This window comes from Sulfitobacter sp. 1A13496 (assembly GCF_043557225.1).
Taxonomy (GTDB): Bacteria; Pseudomonadota; Alphaproteobacteria; order Rhodobacterales; family Rhodobacteraceae; genus Sulfitobacter; species Sulfitobacter faviae.
This window is the reverse complement of the sequence record NZ_JBIFFP010000002.1, coordinates 21559-41558: the sequence shown is the minus strand read 5'-3', so window position 1 is coordinate 41558 and position 20000 is coordinate 21559. Positions and strand designations below refer to the sequence as shown.

Here is a 20000-nt window from a genome sequence, read left to right as displayed (position 1 = left end):
GTGCAGTGCACCGCCTTTTCCGTTTGATCGTCAGTTCCGATTAGTCGGAAGCAACAGCTGCGGCAACCAGGGCCAGCAGGATCAGGGGAACCAGGATGCCCGAGGACGAACCTGTTGTTTCTTCCACGATGACCGGTGCTTCTACGATCGGCTCGGCCAGCGAACCAGCAAAAGCAGTCGATGCAGCAGCGGACAGAGCAGCGGCGAGAACGAGTTTCTTCATAACATAACCTCCAGAATAGGCGTGCTGTATCATATACATACACGCACCCAAGACTTACCTCGTAATCCTGTTCTAAACAGTATCGGCAAAAGTTTGCAAACCCGGAATCAGCTATTGCATCAAGGAATCAGGGGGATGTCGTCAAATAAGCAACACCTGTGTGCCGACCTTTGTCAGGGCAAAAAGTTCGGCGATATGTTCGTTATAGAGCCCGATGCAACCATTGGAAGACTTACGACCAATTTTTCTTGTGTCGTGGGTTCCGTGGATACGATAGTAGGTCCAGCTGAGGTACAGCGCATGGGTGCCCAGAGGGTTGTCCGGGCCGGGGCCGACATAGGGCGGCCATTCGGGATTGCGCTTGAGCATCGACGGCGTGGGACGCCAGCTTGGCCCCTCGACCTTTTTGATGACACGGGTCCGGCCACGGCGTGTGAGGTCTTCGGTCAGCGGCACCGAAGAGGGGTAGAGTTTGTAAACGCTCTGATCCTCGGACCAGTAGTGCACCGCCCGGCTGTCGATATCGACCAGCACCGCGCCATTGCGCGTGTTGCTGAAATAGGGGCGCCAATCCAGCATCCGGAAACTTGAGACATTGCGTTTGACCGCTTCGGTCAGATCGCGCTCCGTCTCGGTCGTGGCGGTGGAGTTGAAAGAAGAGGTGCTTTGCGCCAGCGCGGGTGTGGCGAGCATCGCGGCGCTGCCAGCAAGGAAGCCACGGCGGCTCTTGATCGAAAAACGGGGAGCGGACATGGAGCGTCTCCAAAACTGAAATTATGCTAATTAATGCCAGTTATATGGCTCGAAAGACGCAGTTTCAATTGAAACCGGGGCCGCACGGCAGAGTCATGCCTATGTGCGTTTGAACTGCAACGCGCCCCGATGTAAGGCAGAAAAAACTTCATTGCGTGGAGCGCTCATATGATCCGTATCCTGTCCATTCTACTGGCGCTGACGGTTGCGCTATCTGCCTGTACCCCGTCCAGCACGACCGGCGGCAAAGCCGGCGGCACCTACCGCATCAGCCGCTCCGACGCGGGTACGATCCAATTCCGCATGCTCGACTCCGTCAATGCGCTGCGCAGCTCTGCCGGGGTGACGCCGCTGGTGCTGGATGCCAAGCTGAACGCCGCCGCCGCCACCCATTCGCGCGATATGGCAGTGCAAAACCGCCCCTGGCATTTCGGCTCTGACGGGTCCTCGCCCATCGATCGCATTCAGCGCGTGGGCTATACCGGCGGTCTGGTCGGCGAGGTAATCTCGGAAACCTATGAGACCGAGCTTGAGACCCTCGCAGCATGGATGGAGCAACCTGACACGCGCCGCATCTTGATGGCCCCCGATGGCCGCCAGATGGGTTTCGCATGGCATCAGGAAAACGGTGGCAAGATCTGGTGGACGCTGGTCGTCGGCAACTGATCTTTGTCTGATTAACCGACCGATCCGGCCCCTACGGGGGCCGGTGTCGTATCAAGCGGTCCTTAGGGCGTGATCAGGATCGGCGTGCCGTCACGCACCATCGCGTAGACATCTTCGATTTCCTTGTTGGTGACCGCGATACAGCCCCAAGTCCAATCGTGCTTTTCCTTCTTCCGCGGGTCTTTCTGCCCGTGGATAAAGATATCGCCCCCCGGGCTTTTGCCCATGGCGCGCGCATTCTCGATATCGCGTGCGTTCGGGTAGTCGATCCCGACGGAAAGGTGGAAACGGCTGTTCGGATTGCGACGATCGATTCGGTACAGCCCTTCGGGCGTGCGGCCATCCCCCTCAAAGGCTTTGTGACCCACCGGAGCGAAGCCCAGCTTGATCCGGTAATCTTCGAGCACGCGGTTATGGTGCAACAGCATCATGCGGCGTTGGCTTTTGTTCACAACCACATAGGTCACTTCGGGACCGTTGTAGCGTTTGAACTTGCTGCTGCTGCACGCGCCAAGCGCCACCATAGCGGTGCCGCCAAGTATCATCGTCCTGCGTTTCATCACTGTGCCCTCAACGCCCCGGCCATTCCGGCCTTTTTTATCCCCGTTACCATAGAGAGGGATTAATTTCACTCAAAAAGCGGTGATCCGCGGCGTCATATGGGGCCGTGGATTAGCTTTCAGGCAAGGTCAGACAGGCGGCGAGTTCCACATGGGACGACCAGCGGAACTGGTCGACCACCTGCACCCAGTCCAGCCGATAGCCTGCCGCGACCATGTTCTGCACATCGCGGGCAAAGCTTACCGGATTGCAGGAGACATAGGCCACGCGCGGCACCTCGGCGCGGATGATCTCGGCCACCTGCGCTTCGGCCCCCGCGCGGGGCGGGTCGAGCACAACGGCGTCGATCTTGGCCAGTTCATCCGGAAGGAGCGGTCGGCGAAACAGATCGCGCGCCTCGGCGGTGAGCGGTTTTGCCCCCTTGGCCCGACGCCAGCCTCCTTCCAGCGCGGCGATCATCTCGGCATCGCCTTCCACCGCGTGCACCCGCGCCTGCTGCGCCAAGGGCAGGGCAAAGGTGCCGCAGCCCGCGAAAAGATCGGCCACAACCTCGGCCTCGCCCACCGCATCCCTGACCGTGTCGAGCAGGGACGATTCGCCATGACGGGTGGCCTGCAAGAAGGCGCCCGGCGGCGGCGTGACCGGCGCATCGCCAAAGCGCTGTACGGGCGGCGCGCGCATCGCAATTACCTCGCCATCCCATGTCAGCCGAGCCAGAGATAGAGCCTCACAAGCCTGCGCCAATTGCTGGCGCAGCGGCCCGTCGAGCGGTTTGCCATTGGCGACAGAGACGTCCAGCCCCTCTTCCGACAGGGTTACCGTGACGGCCAATTCGGCCTTTCGGCTGGTGCCGATCAGCGCCAGTTCTTCGGCGACCTTCAGCCCCGGCAGCAAGGCGGGATCGACCAACTGACAGCCCGGCACCTCGATCAGCACGTCAGAGGCGCGGCCATGAAAGCCCGCCATAGCGCCCTTTTTCGTCCGCCGCGCGGCAAAGGTCGCCCTGCGGCGCGATTGCGCGGGGGAGGTTTGGATGGGGCGAAATTCTGTCTCTAACCCATGAGCCGAAAGCGCATTGCGCACCACATCGACCTTCCAAGCCGCCACGAAATCATCCGTGGCATGCTGCAACTGGCAGCCGCCGCAGGATTTGAAATGGCGACAGGGCGGTGCGACCCGCTGGTCGGAGGGGGTGACGATCCGCACATCGCGAAGCTGCTGCCCGTCGACAACGCCGGTGACGGTTTCCCCCGGCAGGGTCATCGGGGCAAAGATCGGACCTTCGGCGATGCCATCGCCGTGGTGGCCGAGACGCAAGATTTCATGTTCTGTCATAGCCTGCCCATAGCGCGGCTAAGGCGACTGGGAAAGCCTATTCCGCCGCCTTCACATCCAGAAACCCGCCCGACTGCCGATGCCAATAGCGCGCATAAAGCCCGTCTTGGGCAAGCAAATCGGCATGGCTGCCAATCTCTGCAATGCGGCCCGCGTCCAGCACCATGATGCGGTCCATTTCGGTCAGGGTCGACAGACGGTGGGCGATGGCCAGCACGGTTTTGCCTTCCATCACACGGTCTAGGGTCTCCTGAATGGCGGCCTCCACCTCGCTATCAAGGGCGCTCGTCGCCTCGTCCAACACCAGTATCGGCGCGTCTTTCAGGATCGCCCGGGCCAAAGCGATGCGCTGGCGCTGGCCGCCGGAAAGCTTCACCCCACGCTCCCCCAGATGCGCGTCATAGCCGCAGCGACCTTTGTGATCTTCGAGTTGCTGAATGAACTCATGCGCCTCGGCGCGTTCGGCGGCGGCGATAACCTCGGCCTCGGTCGCGTCGGGGCGGCCATACAGGATGTTATCCCGCGCGGAGCGGTTGAACATCGCCGTCTCCTGCGTGACCATGCCGATATTGCGGCGCAGGCTTTCTTGGGTCACCGTCGTGGTATCCACCCCGTCGATCAATATCTTGCCCTGTTCCGGTTCATAGAGCCGCAACAGCAGCGCCACGAGGGTCGATTTCCCCGCCCCCGAAGCACCGACGATGCCCAGTTTCTCACCCGGCTGGATGGTCAGCGAAATGCGGTCGATCCCCCCAGTCTGGCGGCCATAGGCAAAGCCCAGATTGCGCAACTCGATTTGCCCGGCCTCGACCACCAATTCCTGCGCATCAGGCTCATCATCAAGGCGCACGCGCGGCGTCAGCGTGCGCATGCCGTCTTCGACCTCCCCGATATTGGAGTAGATCGCCATCAGCGTAAAAGAGACCCAGCCGGTCATCTGCGCGATGCGGATCGCGATGGCGCCGGAGGCGACGATATCGCCCTCGCTTGCCAATCCGCGCTGCCACAGCAGGATCGTCCCGCCCAAAAGCAGAACCGGCAAAAGCCCCGCAAGGCTCATCAGCGCCAGACGGAACCCGGCGGCGAGATAGCCGAACTCCAAGGCCCGGGCACGGAAGCTCTGCATCGCGGAAAGTGCCGCGCGGTCTTCGTGATCGGCATGGGCGAAAAGCTTCACCGTCTTGATGTTGGTGATCGTATCGACCACCTGCCCCGACACCATCGCCCGCGCCCCGGCCCGTCCCGCGGCCCGTTTGCGCACGCGCGGCAAGAACCAGTTGATCAGCGCCAGATACATCACCAGCCAGACGGAAAACCCAACCGCCACACGCCAGTCGATCGCCAAAAGTAGGGCCACCGACCCCACCAGAGAGGCAAGCGCAAAGGCCACCACGTTGATCACCTCGGCGGCCACATCCGTCACCGCCCGCGCGGCCTGCATCTGCTTTTGCGCGATGCGCCCGGCGAAGTCTTCGTCAAAAAAATTGACGTTCTGCCCCAGCGTCCAACGGTGCAGGCGCGACAGCACCAGCGGGTTCACATTAGGCTGCACCATGATCGCGTTGGAGGCCGAGGAGAGGCCAAACAGCACGGGACGCGCCACAAGGAAAAACGCAATCGCGCCCAAGACCAGAACCAGACTGCTGCCTTCAAAAAACCGCTCCGGCCCCGCGCTGACCGTGGCATCGATCACCTTGCCCAAAATCCACGCCGTGCCCGCCTCCATCGCGCCCGCGGCGGCAGATAGAAAGGCGGCGAGCCAGAGCACCGGCCAAGCGCCTGCAAGGCACCAGCGGATGAAGGCCCAAAGGGTCTGCGGTGGCGGCCCCTCGGCGGGGCGAAACGGGTTGATCCAGTTCGAAATGCTCACGTCTTGTCATCCAATGCGAGAAAACCGCCCGACTGACGGTGCCAGAAAGCTGCATATAGGCCAGCTTTTTGCAAAAGCGCGTCATGGCTGCCCTCTTCGACGATACGACCTTGATCCAGAACCAGAATTCGGTCCATCTCGGCAATCGTCGATAGCCTGTGCGCGATGGCGATGACGGTCTTGCCCGCCATCATGCCATAGAGTGTTTCCTGAATGACCGCTTCCACCTCACTGTCGAGCGCGCTCGTCGCCTCATCCAGCAACAAGATCGGCGCGTCCTTGAGGATCACCCGCGCCAGCGTGATCCGCTGCCGTTGCCCACCGGACAGTTTCACGCCCCGCTCACCCACACGCGCGTCATAGCCCGCGCGCCCTTCAGGATCGGTCAGATCGAGGATAAACTCATGCGCCTGCGCCTGTTTCGCCGCCGCGATCATCTCGGCCTCGCTGGCGTCAGGACGGCCATAAAGGATGTTCTCGCGCACCGAGCGATGCAGCAGCGAGGAATCCTGCTGCACCACACCGATATGCCGCCGCAAACTGTCTTGCCGGACCTGTGCGATGTCCTGCCCGTCGATCCGGATTTCGCCGGTTTCGGCGTCGTAGAACCGCAGTATCAGCTTCACGAGCGTCGATTTCCCCGCGCCCGAGCGGCCCACAAGGCCAATCCTCTCACCCGGCTGCACGGTGATATTGATGTCCTGAACCCCGCCGCTGTCGCGCCCATAGTGATGGCTCAGCCCCGCCATTTCGATCCGCCCTTCGGTGAGCTTTAGCGGCGGCGCATCGCGGCGGTCGGTGAGGGCGAGGGGCTGGGCAATGGTCTCCATCCCTTCGGCAACGACACCCAATTCGCGGAAAAAGCTCGACAGCGCCCACATGATCCAGCCGGTCATGGAGTTAAGCCGCAGCGCCAGCGCAGCGGCAGCGGCGACGACACCGACACTTGCCTCCGCCCCCATCCACAGCACCAAGGCCCAGCCGACGACGCCCACGATCAACATGCCGTTGAGAAGGGTGAGCACCACATCCATGATGGTGAAGATACGCATCTCACCTTGAAACGTGCGCCGCGCCTCTTCGATGGCTTCACCCGCGAAATCGACTTCCAGGTCATGATGCGCGAACATCTTGACCGAATGGATATTGGTATAGGCATCCACTACGCGCCCCGTCACCTGCGACCGCGCGTCCGACGCCGCTTTGGACGCAGGGCCGACCCGTTTGATCGTCCAAGCGACCAAGCCGCCATAGAGGATGAACCACCCCAAAAGCGGCACTAATAAACGGATATCCGAGGTAGAGAGCAGGATCGCCGCGCCGATCATATAAGCCAGCGAGTAAGAGATCGCATCAAAGACCTGAAAGACCACCTCCCCCGCCGCCGGTGGGGTCTGCATGATCCGGTTGGCGATACGCCCGGCAAAGTCATTCTCGAACCAGCCCACCGATTGCCGCAAGACATGGCGATGCGCCCGCCAACGGATTAACGTGCCGAAGTTCGGCAAGATCGCATTGTTCAAAAGCATCACATCGACCGCCTGCACCATGGGCCGCAGCAACAGCACGGCAAGAGCCACGAGGATCAACTCGGTCCCATGTTCCGCCCACATCTGCGCGGGATCGCTGCCCAGCAGATCGACGATGCGGCCCATGTAGTAGATCAGGCCAACCTCAATCGCGGCGACGAGGATTGCCATCAGCCCGGCGAGGGCAAATACCTTTTTGAACGGCTGCGCATAGTCCCGCAGGAAGGGCCAGAGCCCTTGTGGCGGCACGTCCTTCTCGCGATAGGAGACATAGGGATCGACGAGGTTTTCAAAAAAGCGAAACATGGGGAGACCTTGAAAAACAGACGTGCAAAATGTTCGGCACCGCCCAAGAGCAGAGCCGCAAAGGGGCAATGGTTATGCCAGCTTAGCTGAACCAGATCCCGAGGTACATTTCGCCCATCTCCCTTGTAATGGGCTTTGGATAGACGAATTTCCCCGCGATGTCGACCTAGCTGCGCCGCGCCAATAGGTCCGCCCGGGTCAAGGTGAAGCCGGAGTCGACCCAAAGCTGCTCCAGCCGGGCAAGCTCTTGGCCCAAGGCCGGGCCTTTGAACGCGGGCATCAGGTCTTTGGCCGTTACTGGAAACCGAGCCGCCGCGGCGGTTTTTATTGTCTTTAACATGGCGGTTTCGGGCATCTGTTCCGCCATACAGCCCCGCAGCAAAGCCGCGCCAATGGCCACATCCGCCCCATGACGATAGGCAAGCTCAGGCAATGGTGGCCCTGCGAAGCCCTGCTCTTGCAGCAGGGTGAGATGTTTGGCCTCTGCTTTGCTCAACCGCAGACGGTCGGTCAAACCCTCCCCGCCCAGCGCAGCCAGACGCACCAGCCAATCGGGATCAAGGCCAAGCTCTTGTTCGAAATGGACCAGCAAGGAAATCCAACGGTCATCACTCCCCGGTAAAAGCACGGGCAAAGCACCGGTTTGCCGCATCAGAGCCAGTGCCGGGGCAGGATCAGGCGCGCGGAGGAGTTTTTTGAACTCCTGCCCAATACGTTCCCCCGAGAGTGTCTCGAGCCCATCCAAATTCGACGCGATGGCATCCAGTGCCTCCGGCTCTGGCCCTACTTCTGCGTCACCATACCACGCCATGAAGCGGAAATAGCGCAGGGTGCGCAGGTAATCTTCGCGGATACGCTGACCTGCGTCCTCGATGAAACGCAACCGGCGCGCGCGCAAGTCGGGCAGCCCGCCCAAGGGGTCGATCACACGGCCCTCGGGCGTGGCATAGAGCGCGTTCATCGTGAAATCCCGACGACGCGCATCGTCGGCGATATCGGTGGAAAAGGCGACGACAGCCAGGCGGCCATCGGTCTCTACATCGCGGCGAAAGGTGGTGATCTCAAAGGGTTTGCCGCCCGAGACCAGCGTCACCGTGCCATGGTCGATCCCTGTCGGCACGGCCTTGACCCCGGCGGCCTTTGCCAGCGCCATCACCGTTTCAGGCGTCGCCTCGGTGGAGAGATCGACGTCGCTGTCTGGCAGTCCCAGCAGCGCATCGCGCACGCAGCCACCGACGAAATAGATAGGATGCCCGCCCTCCTGCACCACGCGGCAAACCCGCTGTGCGTCTTCGTCATGTAGCCAGCGCGTGCCGGTCGGAATCATTGGTTCATTCGTGTCGCCCATGCCCGCAACATACGCGCGGTCGCGCCCCAGATGTAATAGGGGCCGTAGGGCACGGCGTAATAATACCGCCGCTGGCCGCGCCAACGCCGTGAATGGACAAGGTAGTTGCTGGGGTTCAGCACATGGTCGAGCGGCACGCGAAACACCTCTTCGACCTCACCGGGCTCAGGCACCACGGTGAAATCGCGCGTCACATAGCCGATCACGGGCGTCACGCTAAAGCCGGTGACCGTCTCATGAGCCGGAAGCACGCCCAAGACATCCACGATATCGCTCGGCAGGCCGATCTCTTCGCGAGCTTCGCGCAGGGCGGCGGCGATGACATCCGCATCGCCGCCGTCTTGCTTGCCCCCCGGAAAGGCGATCTGCCCGGGGTGATGTTTCAGCGCCGAAGACCGTTTGGTCAGGATCAGCTCCAGCCGCGCACCGGTATCCACCACCGGGGCCAGCACCCCCGCAGGGCGCAGGACGCGCCCCTCGGGGAGGGTAACCTCTGGGTTCAGATCGAAATCAGAGGATTCCACCCCGGTCTGGGCAAGCGCCTTGCGAAAAGAATGGAACCGGTCGCTCACCTTAGGCCTTGGCGTCGAAACCGACCGTGTCCGGATCAAGGTCGTAATGCGCGCCGCAGAATTGGCAATCGGCGGTAACCCGACCTTCGTCCGTGGTCATCTTTTCGATATCGCGGGCCGAGTAGATCGACAAGCTTTGCCGCACGCGGTCTTCGGAACAGGTGCAGCCGAAACGCACCGGCTGGGGGTCATAGACCCGCGGTTGTTCCTCGTGAAACAATCGCAGCAGCAGATCGGTCGGCGGAACGCTGGGGCCGATCAGTTCCAAATCCTCAACGGTGCCGAGCAGGATGTTCACGCGGTTCCAATCCTCGGCCTCATCGCCCTCGACCAAGTCATCGGCCTTGAGGATGTCACCGCTCCCCTCGCCCGACGCCGCCAACGGCGAGGCTTTGGGCATATGCTGCAACATGATGCCACCGGCGCGCCAATGCTCCGGCTCATCCGGGCCGGACGATTTGCCAAAGCTCAGTGAAAAGCGGGTCGGCAACTGTTCGGACTGGGCGAAATAGGCCTCGGCACAGGCGGCCAGAGACCCACCGGCCAGCGGCGTGATGCCCTGATAGGGAGTCATGCCTTGGCCTTGGTCGATCATGATCGCGAAATAGCCTTCGCCGACCTGCTCGAACGGGGCGTCATCGGTCAGCCGGTCCGCATCATAGCTGGCATAGGCGCGGATGCGCGCAGGCTCGCCTTCCTTCTCGGGGCCGTAGTAATCGGTCGCGATCATCCGAACGGCACCTTTGGACTGCACCTGCAACGACAGCTTCCAACGCAGTTTGATCGTCTGACCGATCAAAGCGGTCAGCAAAGCCATTTCGGCCACCAAAGCTTCGACCTGCGGCGGGTAATCGTGCTGCTTCAGGATGCCTTCCAACACGCCATCAAGCCGCGCCACGCGGCCGCGCATGTCGACATCATCTAGCTGGAAGGGCAGAACGGTATCGTCCCACGCGATTTTAGTTCCTTGGGTCATCGGGTTTCCTTATCGGGGGCCGCTTGGCATACCGCGTCTATATAGGCGCAGCAACCCATGGAAAAAGGGGCAGCATATGATCCGACGTACAGGTGAGACACCAGAGCCCGGCCAACGCTACACGCCGCGCCCCGGCGTCTATGCTATTCTGCCGCTGCAACGCCGCTTTCTGATGACGCTGGAAATGGCTGAGGAGACTGAGGTGCAACTCCCCGGCGGCGGTATCGAAGCGGGAGAATCCCCGCTTCAAGCGCTGCACCGCGAGGTGCTGGAGGAAACCGGCTGGCGCATCGCCCGACCGCGCCGGTTGGGAGCCTTCCGCCGCTTCACCTATATGAAGGACTATGACCTCTGGGCGCAGAAGATCTGCCACGTCTATGTCGCCCATCCCGTGCGCCAGATCGCCGCCCCGACAGAACCGCATCACGCCACGCTGGTGCTATCGGCCAGCGAAGCGCTGGCAACCCTCGCCAATGAAGGCGACCGTCTGTTCCTGCAACGCTACCTGCGCTAACCCTCGCCCTGATACTCAAGCAATATCCCCGAGACATCATCGGGGAAACCGCGGCTACCAGCGAATTCCGAAAGCTTCCAAACCAGCGCACTTAGCAGCGCCGGGCCGCTGAACCGGCGCAATTCGCCCAACATGCGGGCCAAACCCTCTTCGCCCAACATCTCCCCCCCCGGATCGGGGCATTCCGTCACCCCATCGGATAGGATCAACAAACGATCCCCCGGCGCCATCTGAAGTTTATAGTCCTCGAACCCCACCCCAGAGAGCAGCCCGACAGGAAAACCCCCGGTGCCCGATTGTTCGACCCGCCCATCCGAGCGCAGCAAGTCAGGATGCGGATGCCCCGCCTGGGCGACAGTGACCTCCCCGGTCATAAGGTCCGCAATGGCGAGCATCAGGGTGAAATAATGCTCCGTCTCCATCTCATGAAGAACGAGGTCATTCAGTTCCGCGATCACTTCACCCGGAGGCCGCGCCGCGTAGGTCCCCCCGGGCAAAAGCGTGAGCGCAAGGTTCTGATCCGGCGTGGCCGCCGACAGATACCCCGCCAGCCGTGCTGTCATCAGGGCCGAACTGATCCCATGCCCAGACACATCCAAGCCAAACAGCCCCACGACACCCGGCCGCACCGGAAAGTACCCCACCAAATCCCCGCCAACATGCCCGGCAGAGCGCAGCATCATCGACAGATTGCCCCCCTCCATGGCGCGATAACGCTCCCGGAGCAGCGATTGCTGGAATTTCTTCGCCTCGACCAAATCCTTGTCGATCCGCGCATGCACCTGCCGCAGAATATCCAAAGTCTCGGTGATCAGCTGATTTTTCTGCGTCAGGTCCCGCTGCATGGCCAGAAAACGCGCCCCCGTCATGAGACGCGCGCGTAGCTCCGGCAAACCGGCGGGCCGTATCAAAACATCATTAGCCCCTGCATCAAGGGCGCAGTCCACCACCCCCTCCTGACTATCGGCCAACAGAATGAAATAACTGCGGCGCGCTTCCGAGAGCTCCCGAAAAGTCCGGCAAAAATCGAGCCCCGATATCGCCCCACTGCAAAGTACGATATCAGGCCACCCCTGCGCGCAAAGGGCCAACGCCTCGGCTTCCGAGGCGGCAGAGACCACCTCATACCCCCATCCCTTCAACGCGGTCGAAAGACAGGCCCGCCGGGTCTCATCCCCCTCGACCACCAAAACCAAAGACGCCACAGCAGGTGTCGCCACTGCTTCGGAAAGGCTGGGGATATCCAATTTCATGCGACACGATCCTGACAGACCCTGTCGAGTTAGCCCACAAAGCCTACCAGAAGGTGAATCCCTCTGGCCTTCCGCCCCTACAGAACGAACTGCGCCAAGGTTTCGTCGTTGGTGATATCCGTATAGGTAAAGCCCGATTGCCCCAATTGCTCAAGAAACGGTTTGAAATTTTCAGGCCGCCGCGTCTCGATCCCGATCAGAACCGAACCAAAGTTTCGCGCCGATTTTTTCAAATACTCAAAACGGCAAATGTCATCCTCCGGCCCCAGCAGCATCAGGAATTCCTTCAACGCCCCGGGCCGCTGCGGCATGCGCAGGATGAAATATTTCTTCACACCCGAATAGCGCTGCGCCCGCTCCTTGACCTCCGGCAAACGCTCGAAATCGAAATTACCCCCCGAGGCCACGCAAACCACCGTCTTGCCCACAATCTGATCGGCCACCTCGCCCAGCGCATCGATCGATAGCGCGCCTGCCGGCTCCAATACGATGCCTTCGACATTCAACATCTCGTTGATCGTCACGCAGATCCGGTCCTCAGGCAGATGCACCACATCCGCCGGGTTCACCCCGCGCAGACGCTCGAAAGTCCGCGCGCCGATCTTGGCCACCGCAGCGCCATCGACAAAGTTGTCGATCGGAGAGACATCGACCGGCGCCCCGGCCTCCAACGCCCGCGCAAGGCTCGGCGCACCGGCGGGTTCGACGAATGTATAATCGCAAGCTTCTCCGAAATAACTGACCACCCCCGAAGACAGCCCGCCGCCGCCCACCGGCAAGATCACCCGATCCGGCACCCGGCCCAACTGCGCGGCAATCTCCACGGCAACCGACGCCTGCCCCTCGATCACGTCGTCATCATCGAAGGGCGACAGAAAATGCGCGCCCTCCTCCCGACAGAAATCCTGCGCTGCGGCCAGCGTGGCGTCGAAATAATCCCCCACCAGCCGGATCTCGACATTCTCACCGCCGAACATGCGGGTCTTCTGCACCTTCTGCTGCGGCGTCGTCACCGACATGAAGATCACGCCGCGCACCCCGAAATGACTACAAGCAAAAGCCACCCCCTGCGCATGGTTCCCGGCAGAGGCACAGACGAAAACCCCCTGCCCCGGGATTACCTTGCGCATCGCATTGAAGGCCCCGCGCAGCTTGTAGGAGCGCACCGGGCTCAGATCCTCGCGTTTCAGCCAGATATCCGCGCCAAAGCGCTCCGACAGATGCTCATTGCGCAAAAGCGGTGTCGCCGGGAACAAGGCCCGCAGCGCTTCTGCCGCCGCCTGTGCTTTTCGTGCAAATTCATCCGCCATCTGTGCTCTCCTTGCTGCCATTCGTCGATAGGCGCGCAGCCAGCATAGGTCAACGCGGGCTTCAATCTTGCCCGCGCCCGCGAAAACCGCTACCTCGCAGGGCGAACTTGAAAGGAAACCCGTCATGTCCGCGCCCAAGAAAGTCGTGCTTGCCTATTCCGGCGGCCTCGATACCTCGATCATCCTCAAATGGCTGCAAACCGAATATGGCTGCGAGGTGGTGACCTTCACCGCCGATCTCGGCCAAGGCGAAGAGCTGGAACCGGCCCGCAAAAAGGCTGAGATGATGGGCATCGCGCCTGAGAACATCTACATCGAAGACGTGCGCGAGGAATTCGTCCGCGACTTCGTCTTCCCAATGTTCCGCGCCAACGCGGTCTATGAAGGTCTCTACCTCCTTGGCACCTCTATCGCCCGCCCGCTGATCTCCAAGCGTCTGGTCGAGATCGCCGAAGAAACCGGCGCCGATGCCGTCGCCCACGGCGCCACCGGCAAGGGCAACGATCAGGTCCGGTTTGAGCTCGCCGCCTATGCGCTGAACCCCGACATCAAGGTCATCGCCCCCTGGCGCGAATGGGACCTGTCGAGCCGCACCAAACTTCTGGCCTTCGCCGAGCAGAACCAGATCCCGATCGCCAAGGACAAGCGCGGCGAAGCGCCCTTCTCGGTCGACGCCAACCTGCTGCACACCTCTTCCGAAGGCAAAGTGCTCGAAGATCCGGCGGTCGACGCACCCGATTACGTCTACCAGCGCACCGTGAACCCCGAGGACGCCCCCGACACGCCCGAATACGTCGAAATCGGCTTCGAGCGCGGTGATGCGGTCAGCATCAACGGCGAAGCCATGTCTCCCGCAACGATCCTCACCAAACTGAACGAGCTCGGCGGCAAACACGGCTGCGGCCGCCTCGATCTGGTCGAGGGCCGTTTCGTCGGCATGAAGTCCCGCGGCATCTACGAGACCCCGGGCGGCACCCTCCTGCTCGAAGCGCACCGCGCCATCGAATCCATTACCCTCGACCGCGGCGCCATGCACCTCAAGGACGAGCTGATGCCGAAATACGCCGAGCTCATCTACAACGGCTTCTGGTACAGCCCCGAACGCACCATGCTGCAAGCCGCCATCGACGCGAGCCAAACTCATGTCACCGGCACCGTGCGCCTCAAGCTCTACAAGGGCCATGTCCGCACCGTTGGCCGCTGGTCCGATCATAGCCTCTATTCCGAGGCCCATGTGACCTTCGAAGATGACGCTGGCGCCTACGACCAGAAAGACGCCGCAGGCTTCATCCAACTAAACGCCCTGCGCCTCAAACTCCTCGCCGCACGCGATAAACGCAGCAAAGGCTGAAGCACGGGACCCCAATCCCCCTTCATCCTTTCTTAAATACCACGGGGGTCCGGGGGCAGCGCCCCCGGCGGCCAGCCCCAGATAAAAACGCAAAAGGCCCGGACGCTCCCGCCCGGGCCTTTCTCTGAGCCACCTACCGGATCAATCGGCAGTGACGACCGTCATCACCAGCTCCCCATTCGGTTTGATCGGCCCGTCTTCCTTGGCGCCCAACGTATATTCGAACACCCCGGTTTTCATGCCACCATCTTCGGAATGAACCATCAACATCAGCATGTCGCCCGAAGCCACGTCCTCTTGCAGGATCGCGACCACATCCATGTTCTCGCCCGCGCGCAGCGGGGCGTAGCCGACCACGGGGCCGGGCTTCATGTCGGCGTCGGTGCGGTGCACAACCAGCCAGCCATTCTCGCCCGCCATCACCTTATCGGCAGTGACGACGCCATTCGATACATCCTGACCCGAGGCTTCGACCATGGCCATGGCATGGGCATCCGCCCATGCGCCACCGGCGATCATGGACAGGGCGATTGCGGTGCTTGCAAATTTTTTCATCTGGTTTTCCCTCCGTTTGAAATAGCACCGTAGTCACGCCAGCCCCGCGAAATAGTTTCGCGGTCTTCAGGAATTTTTCAGACGTTCCGCAAACAGCCGCTCATAGTAGGGCATGGCGGCCTCCAGAACTTCCGCCTCTGCTCCTTTAAGCTCGGGCAGTTCCCCCTCCGGCCCGGCAAAACCGGTGCTGCGATGGATCGCCCCATACCAATGCGGCGCCCAAACCCCATCCTCGGCCCGCGGCCCGGCGGGCCAATGCAGCATTGCAGGATCGAAGGGCAGATCGATGGCGGCGCAAAGCGTACGCAGCATCCCCTCCGGATCCGCACGGATATCGCCGCTGTCGATGACGAGCCCGCCCAACCGCTCGAACAGCATGAGTTGCCGGTCAAACCCGATATCCGCCAAACGGGGTGCTTCGCGCTTCTCCGCATAGCTCGCGATCACCCGGGCCGGATGGCGGATCAGGTGGATGTTCACACAGTCCTCAGCCCAATCAAGCGGGAACCCGTCGATCATATGCTGCGCCATATGTTTCATATAAAGATGCCGCCCGCCGTCCTGCACAAAGCCAAGAGGCACCCGCGCGGGGTCTTGCTCCTGCGCCGCCAGTACTGCGTCGCGCATTGGATGATCCAGCGCTGTCGCCTTGAGATAGGCCGCGTAAAACGGCTCATCCATCGCGGTGAAATCCGCGCGCGCTCCGAAACTATACATCATCGCAGTGCTGAGATTGCGCGGCCCTGACCACATCGCAATACGCATGAAAGGCTTCTCCCATTGCCGTTTCACCCGGAACGCTAGAAAGAACGCGGCCGCGCGCCAAGTGGTAAATTGCCTTCACCAGAGCGTGACTTTCCCCGCCCCGGCCTTGCGCTATCTCCGCCCCAGCGGCAAGCCTAGGCCTGAGGAGGACCGAAATGTTCCAAAAATCAATGTTCAAACCCGCCATCCTGACCCTTGCGATCACTCTGGGCCTCGCCGCGCAGAACCGACCTGCGGCGGCGGCGGAGACCGAGGTGCTGACCGTAGCGGGCGGCTGCTTCTGGTGCGTCGAAGCCGATTTTGAATCCGTCAAAGGCGTGAAAGAGGCCATCTCGGGCTTTGCCGGGGGCCGCACCAAGAACCCGACCTACAAAGAAGTCACCGGCGGCAACACCGGCCATTACGAAGCGGTGCAGATCCAATTCGACCCGGATGTGGTCAGCCGCAAGACATTGCTTGATCTCTTCTTCCGCTCGATTGACCCAACAGATGCAGGCGGGCAATTCTGTGACCGGGGCGAAAGCTACCGGACCGCGATTTTCGCGGGCAGCCCCGCCCAGAAAAGCGCGGCAGAGGCTGCCAAGGCCGAAGCGCAGGCCGCCCTCGGGACCAAGGTCGTGACGCCGATCCTTGGCGATGCGCCCTTTTACCCGGCCGATGATTACCACCAGGACTACTACAAAAGCAGCGACCGGCTGGCGTTCAGCAGTGTCGGTGTGGCCGTAAAAAAGTCGGTCGCTTACAAACGCTACCGCAAGGGCTGTGGCCGTGACGCCCGCGTGAAACAGCTTTGGGGCAGTGCGGCCCCCTTCGTGAAGTAACCGCGCCCCGGTAGATTAGCTGCGAAAATCGTGATCCCGGATCTCTTTCAGATCGGGGATCACATCCGCCGTGCCATGACGCGTGACCATCAAGGCCCCGGCGCGCATGGCCAGATCAATCGCCTGCGGCATGGTCATCCCCCGGTCCAACCCGGCCAGCAGATAGCCGGTGAAAGTATCGCCCGCGCCGGTCGTATCCACCGCATCGACTTGATAGGCGGGGAAGCTTTCGACCAGATGTGCCTTGTTAGAGACCCATTCGCAGCCCCCCGCCCCCAGCGTCACCACGATGTCGTCGATCGGCAGCTGCCGCAGCTCGCCCCCCGTCGCGGCCCGTAGCTGCGCCGCCTCGACCTCGTTCAGCACCAATAGGTCGATCTGTTCGAGGATCGCCGTCACCGCATCCGCATCGAAAGGGGCTGCGGCATAGGCCAGTCGCAGGCCTAGAGTTTTCGCCGTTCGCGCCGCGAACCGCTGCCCGTTGGTTTCATTCTGCATCAACAGCCAATCGCCCGAGGAAGCCTCGCTCAGCGCGGCACCGATCATCTCATCGGTGATCTCGTGATTGGTGCCGGGGAAGATGACGATATTGTTCTCCACTTCCAGATCCACGGCGATATTGGCGTGACCGGTCACGCCCTCCATCAAGGTGATATGCGCCGTTTCGACCCCATATTCCAAAAGCCGTTCCAGCGCCCAACCGCCATCGGCGCCCAAAGCGCCGACATGCATCACCCGCGTCCCGGCCCGGGCGGCGGCGACAGACATATTGGCCCCCTTGCCGCCCAGCCCCTGCCGGAAATTCCGGGCTGAAATGGTCTCTCCCGGTCCCGGCAGATGGGCCAGCAGATAGAAGTTATCCGCGTTGATAGAGCCGAGGTTCCAGATCATCAGCCCACCTTACAGGCCGCGAGAATGGCCATGTTAAGGATGTCATTCGCCGTGGAGGTGGAAGAGCAGATCTGAATCGACTTATCGAGGCCCGTAAGGATCGGCCCGATCACCGTCGCCCCCGCCATCTCCTGCATCAGCTTGACCGAGATGCTGGCCGAGTGCCGCGCTGGCACCACGAGGATGTTCGCAGGCCCCGTCAGCCGCGAGAACGGATAATTCGCCTGACTGGCCGCGTTCAGCGCCACGTCGACGGTCATCTCACCCTCATATTCGAAATCCACCCCGCGCTGATCCAACACCTCTGGCGCGAGGTGCATTTTCTCGGCGCGTTCCGAAACGGGGTAGCCGAAGGTCGAGAAACTGACGAAGGCGACCCGCGGCTCCAGCCCCAGATGCCGCGCCACACGCGCGCCGCTTTCGGCGATATTTGCCAGATCGTTCTCATCAGGCCATTCATGCACCAGCGTATCGGCAATGAAGACGATCCGCCCTTTGTGCAGCAGCGCCGTGATGCCCGCCGCGCCTGCTTCGGCATTTGCGTCGAAGACGTGGTTGAGCCGTTCCAAGACATGCGCCGACTTGCGGGTAGCCCCGGTCACCAGACCGTCGCCGTGCCCATGGGCCAGCATTAGCGCTGCAAAGACATGGCGGTCGCGCGAGGCGAGACGGTGGATATCCTTCCGGTCAAAGCCCTTGCGCTGCAAGCGGCCATAAAGGAAGTCCTTATAGGTCGTCAGATGCTGGGTATTGGCGGCGTTCACCACCTCCAACTCGCGCACCGCGTCGGCCATGCCCGCTTCTTCGAGCTTAGCGCGCACGTCGTCCTCGCGGCCCACGACCAGTGCTTTGCCCAAGCCCGCGCGCTGGTACATGACCGCCGCGCGCAGCACCTTGGGATCGTCCCCCTCGGCAAAGATCATCCGGGCCTGATTGGCCCGGGCGCGGGCGTTGATGCCGCGCAGGATGCTCGCCGTCGGATCCATCCGCGACTTCAGCCCGACCTCATAGGCGTCCATGTCGATGATCGGGCGCCGCGCGGCCCCGGTGTCCATGCCCGCCTTGGCCACGGCGGGCGGAATGCGGTGGATGAGGCGCGGGTCGAAAGGCGTGGGAATGATGTAGTCGCGGCCAAAGCTCAGCGTGCGGCCATAGGCCAGCGCCACCTCGTCTGGCACATCCTCGCGCGCCAGTTGCGCCAGCGCATGGGCGCAGGCGATCTTCATCTCGTCGTTGATGGCCCGGGCATGGATGTCGAGCGCGCCGCGGAAAAGATAGGGAAAGCCCAGCACGTTGTTAACCTGGTTCGGGTAGTCCGAGCGCCCGGTGGCGACGATGGCATCCATGCGGACTTCATGGGCCTCTTCGGGCGTGATCTCCGGGTCCGGGTTGGCCATGGCGAAGATCACCGGGTTGTCGGCCATGGAGGCCACCATCGCAGGCGTCACCGCCCCCTTGACCGAGACGCCAAGGAAGACATCCGCGCCCTGCATCGCCTCTTCGAGCGTGCGCAGCTCGGTATTAGCGGCATGGGCCGATTTCCACTGGTTCATGCCCTCGGTGCGGCCTTGGTAGATCACGCCCTTGGTGTCGCACATAATGCAATTGTCGTGTTTCGCGCCCATCGCCTTGAGCAGTTCCAGACAAGCGATGCCCGCGGCCCCCGCGCCGTTAAGCACGATCTTCACGTCCTCGATCTTCTTGCCCGAGAGGTGCAACGCGTTGATCAGCCCGGCGGCACAGATCACCGCCGTGCCGTGCTGGTCGTCGTGGAAGACGGGAATGTCCATCTCTTCCTTCAGGCGCTGCTCAATGATGAAACACTCGGGCGCCTTGATGTCTTCGAGGTTGATGCCGCCGAAGGTCGGCCCCATCAGCTTGCAGGCGTTGATGAAAGCCTCCGTGTCCTCGGTATCGAGCTCGATGTCGATGGAGTTCACGTCAGCGAAACGCTTGAACAGAACCGCTTTGCCTTCCATCACCGGTTTGGAGGCCAGCGCGCCGAGGTTGCCGAGCCCCAACACCGCCGTCCCGTTCGAGATCACGGCGACCAGATTGCCCTTGTTGGTGTAGTCATAGGCTGTCTCGGGGCTTTCGGCGATGGCCTCACAAGGGACGGCCACACCGGGCGAATAGGCAAGGCTCAGGTCGCGCTGTGTGGTCATCGGCACGGTGGCCGAGATCTCGAACTTGCCGGGGGTCGGTTCGAGGTGAAAGGCAAGCGCCTCTTCAGAGGTGATACGGTTCTTTCTCGTCACGACATTACCCTTCTTCTGCTTTGGGATCTTCTTAGCCACGATCCGAGTTCAGCACAACGCAAGCCCCACGTCAGTGTAAATCGCATGACAAAGACCGCCCAAGGCCCCGCACCCCCTTTCGCTGCGCCGGGGGGTTTTGTAGG

19 protein-coding genes are annotated in these 20000 nt (G+C 61.8%); 4 read left to right on the top strand and 15 right to left on the bottom strand.

The features are described from left to right. Positions 1–40 precede the first annotated feature (40 nt). Together ACGYLX_RS06945 and ACGYLX_RS06940 are read right to left on the bottom strand one after the other, a co-directional pair. Entirely contained in the window at positions 41–223 is a 183-nt protein-coding gene (locus ACGYLX_RS06945; protein WP_067261136.1) for a hypothetical protein, read from the bottom strand. A gap of 141 nt (positions 224–364) precedes the next feature. Further along, positions 365–976, bottom strand: coding sequence for a L,D-transpeptidase (locus ACGYLX_RS06940; RefSeq protein WP_067261126.1), 612 nt, complete (start codon positions 974–976; stop codon positions 365–367). Positions 977–1144: 168 nt separating this feature from the next. Here ACGYLX_RS06940 and ACGYLX_RS06935 point away from each other — a divergent pair, with 168 nt between their 5' ends. Further along, the gene (locus tag ACGYLX_RS06935; protein ID WP_394448182.1) at positions 1145–1642 is read left to right on the top strand and encodes a CAP domain-containing protein; all 498 of its coding nucleotides are present in this window, start codon (positions 1145–1147) and stop codon (positions 1640–1642) included. A 62-nt stretch (positions 1643–1704) separates the two neighbouring features. On the opposite strand, the gene ACGYLX_RS06930 is transcribed toward ACGYLX_RS06935, so the two are convergent. The 7 genes from ACGYLX_RS06930 to ACGYLX_RS06900 all read right to left on the bottom strand — a co-directional run bounded on the left by ACGYLX_RS06930 (position 1705) and on the right by ACGYLX_RS06900 (position 10139). Then, on the bottom strand, positions 1705–2202 hold the full coding sequence (locus tag ACGYLX_RS06930; protein ID WP_067261130.1) for a murein L,D-transpeptidase family protein: 498 nt from the start codon (positions 2200–2202) through the stop codon (positions 1705–1707). A 112-nt stretch (positions 2203–2314) separates the two neighbouring features. After that, positions 2315–3538, bottom strand: a complete 1224-nt coding sequence (locus tag ACGYLX_RS06925) for a class I SAM-dependent RNA methyltransferase (protein WP_394448180.1) — start codon at positions 3536–3538, stop codon at positions 2315–2317. Positions 3539–3575: 37 nt separating this feature from the next. Continuing rightward, complete coding sequence (locus ACGYLX_RS06920) at positions 3576–5408, bottom strand: ABC transporter ATP-binding protein (protein WP_394448178.1); 1833 nt, start codon at positions 5406–5408, stop codon at positions 3576–3578. Next, on the bottom strand, positions 5405–7243 hold the full coding sequence (locus ACGYLX_RS06915) for an ABC transporter ATP-binding protein (protein ID WP_394448176.1): 1839 nt from the start codon (positions 7241–7243) through the stop codon (positions 5405–5407). The genes ACGYLX_RS06920 and ACGYLX_RS06915 overlap by 4 nt, the downstream gene beginning before the upstream one ends. A 166-nt stretch (positions 7244–7409) precedes the next feature. After that, positions 7410–8570 (bottom strand): CCA tRNA nucleotidyltransferase, encoded by a 1161-nt coding sequence (locus ACGYLX_RS06910; protein WP_394448649.1) that lies wholly within the window; start codon positions 8568–8570, stop codon positions 7410–7412. After that, positions 8567–9163: a CoA pyrophosphatase gene (locus ACGYLX_RS06905; protein WP_394448174.1), complete on the bottom strand. Its 597-nt coding sequence runs from the start codon at positions 9161–9163 to the stop codon at positions 8567–8569. The genes ACGYLX_RS06910 and ACGYLX_RS06905 overlap by 4 nt, the downstream gene beginning before the upstream one ends. Before the next feature lies 1 nt (position 9164). Continuing rightward, positions 9165–10139 (bottom strand): Hsp33 family molecular chaperone HslO, encoded by a 975-nt coding sequence (locus ACGYLX_RS06900; protein WP_394448172.1) that lies wholly within the window; start codon positions 10137–10139, stop codon positions 9165–9167. Positions 10140–10215: 76 nt separating this feature from the next. Between ACGYLX_RS06900 and ACGYLX_RS06895 the strand changes: the two genes are divergently transcribed. Further along, on the top strand, positions 10216–10653 hold the full coding sequence (locus ACGYLX_RS06895) for an NUDIX domain-containing protein (RefSeq protein WP_394448170.1): 438 nt from the start codon (positions 10216–10218) through the stop codon (positions 10651–10653). Here ACGYLX_RS06895 and ACGYLX_RS06890 read toward each other — a convergent pair. Further along, positions 10650–11906, bottom strand: coding sequence for a SpoIIE family protein phosphatase (locus ACGYLX_RS06890; protein ID WP_394448168.1), 1257 nt, complete (start codon positions 11904–11906; stop codon positions 10650–10652). The two genes, ACGYLX_RS06895 and ACGYLX_RS06890, sit on opposite strands and share 4 nt — an antisense overlap. A 77-nt stretch (positions 11907–11983) precedes the next feature. Beyond that, complete coding sequence (ilvA, locus tag ACGYLX_RS06885; protein ID WP_394448166.1) at positions 11984–13216, bottom strand: threonine ammonia-lyase IlvA; 1233 nt, start codon at positions 13214–13216, stop codon at positions 11984–11986. A 124-nt stretch (positions 13217–13340) separates the two neighbouring features. Between ilvA and ACGYLX_RS06880 the strand changes: the two genes are divergently transcribed. Then, positions 13341–14567, top strand: coding sequence for an argininosuccinate synthase (locus tag ACGYLX_RS06880; RefSeq protein WP_394398224.1), 1227 nt, complete (start codon positions 13341–13343; stop codon positions 14565–14567). A 141-nt stretch (positions 14568–14708) separates the two neighbouring features. Here the strand turns inward: ACGYLX_RS06880 and ACGYLX_RS06875 are convergent, their stop codons facing one another. After that, a complete protein-coding gene (locus ACGYLX_RS06875; RefSeq protein ID WP_067267884.1) occupies positions 14709–15122 on the bottom strand; it encodes a hypothetical protein in 414 nt (137 codons plus the stop codon). Positions 15123–15188: 66 nt separating this feature from the next. Then, positions 15189–15887 carry an HAD family hydrolase gene (locus ACGYLX_RS06870; protein ID WP_394448164.1) on the bottom strand — a complete coding sequence of 233 codons (699 nt, stop codon included), beginning with the start codon at positions 15885–15887 and terminating at the stop codon, positions 15189–15191. A 155-nt stretch (positions 15888–16042) separates the two neighbouring features. On the opposite strand from ACGYLX_RS06870, the gene msrA reads away from it, so the two are divergent. Next, entirely contained in the window at positions 16043–16708 is a 666-nt protein-coding gene (gene msrA / locus ACGYLX_RS06865) for a peptide-methionine (S)-S-oxide reductase MsrA (RefSeq protein WP_394430326.1), read from the top strand. A gap of 15 nt (positions 16709–16723) precedes the next feature. On the opposite strand, the gene ACGYLX_RS06860 is transcribed toward msrA, so the two are convergent. Together ACGYLX_RS06860 and ACGYLX_RS06855 are read right to left on the bottom strand one after the other, a co-directional pair. Beyond that, a complete protein-coding gene (locus ACGYLX_RS06860) occupies positions 16724–17599 on the bottom strand; it encodes a ribokinase (RefSeq protein ID WP_394448162.1) in 876 nt (291 codons plus the stop codon). Next, positions 17599–19857 carry an NADP-dependent malic enzyme gene (locus ACGYLX_RS06855; protein WP_394448160.1) on the bottom strand — a complete coding sequence of 753 codons (2259 nt, stop codon included), beginning with the start codon at positions 19855–19857 and terminating at the stop codon, positions 17599–17601. The genes ACGYLX_RS06860 and ACGYLX_RS06855 overlap by 1 nt, the downstream gene beginning before the upstream one ends. Positions 19858–20000 lie beyond the last annotated feature (143 nt).

What these genes read in the sequence shown, in the direction of transcription:
- ACGYLX_RS06880 (WP_394398224.1), top strand. Translation starts at nt 13,341, where the DNA reads ATGTCCGCGCCCAAGAAAGTCGTGCTTGCCTATTCCGGCGGCCTCGAT.
- ACGYLX_RS06935 (WP_394448182.1), top strand. Translation starts at nt 1,145, where the DNA reads ATGATCCGTATCCTGTCCATTCTACTGGCGCTGACGGTTGCGCTATCT.
- msrA (WP_394430326.1), top strand. Translation starts at nt 16,043, where the DNA reads ATGTTCCAAAAATCAATGTTCAAACCCGCCATCCTGACCCTTGCGATC.
- ACGYLX_RS06940 (WP_067261126.1), bottom strand. Translation starts at nt 976, where the DNA reads ATGTCCGCTCCCCGTTTTTCGATCAAGAGCCGCCGTGGCTTCCTTGCT.
- ACGYLX_RS06925 (WP_394448180.1), bottom strand. Translation starts at nt 3,538, where the DNA reads ATGACAGAACATGAAATCTTGCGTCTCGGCCACCACGGCGATGGCATC.
- ACGYLX_RS06870 (WP_394448164.1), bottom strand. Translation starts at nt 15,887, where the DNA reads ATGCGTATTGCGATGTGGTCAGGGCCGCGCAATCTCAGCACTGCGATG.
- ACGYLX_RS06900 (WP_394448172.1), bottom strand. Translation starts at nt 10,139, where the DNA reads ATGACCCAAGGAACTAAAATCGCGTGGGACGATACCGTTCTGCCCTTC.
- ACGYLX_RS06915 (WP_394448176.1), bottom strand. Translation starts at nt 7,243, where the DNA reads ATGTTTCGCTTTTTTGAAAACCTCGTCGATCCCTATGTCTCCTATCGC.
- ACGYLX_RS06895 (WP_394448170.1), top strand. Translation starts at nt 10,216, where the DNA reads ATGATCCGACGTACAGGTGAGACACCAGAGCCCGGCCAACGCTACACG.
- ACGYLX_RS06860 (WP_394448162.1), bottom strand. Translation starts at nt 17,599, where the DNA reads ATGATCTGGAACCTCGGCTCTATCAACGCGGATAACTTCTATCTGCTG.
- ACGYLX_RS06945 (WP_067261136.1), bottom strand. Translation starts at nt 223, where the DNA reads ATGAAGAAACTCGTTCTCGCCGCTGCTCTGTCCGCTGCTGCATCGACT.
- ACGYLX_RS06875 (WP_067267884.1), bottom strand. Translation starts at nt 15,122, where the DNA reads ATGAAAAAATTTGCAAGCACCGCAATCGCCCTGTCCATGATCGCCGGT.
- ACGYLX_RS06890 (WP_394448168.1), bottom strand. Translation starts at nt 11,906, where the DNA reads ATGAAATTGGATATCCCCAGCCTTTCCGAAGCAGTGGCGACACCTGCT.
- ACGYLX_RS06930 (WP_067261130.1), bottom strand. Translation starts at nt 2,202, where the DNA reads ATGAAACGCAGGACGATGATACTTGGCGGCACCGCTATGGTGGCGCTT.
- ACGYLX_RS06910 (WP_394448649.1), bottom strand. Translation starts at nt 8,570, where the DNA reads ATGATTCCGACCGGCACGCGCTGGCTACATGACGAAGACGCACAGCGG.
- ilvA (WP_394448166.1), bottom strand. Translation starts at nt 13,216, where the DNA reads ATGGCGGATGAATTTGCACGAAAAGCACAGGCGGCGGCAGAAGCGCTG.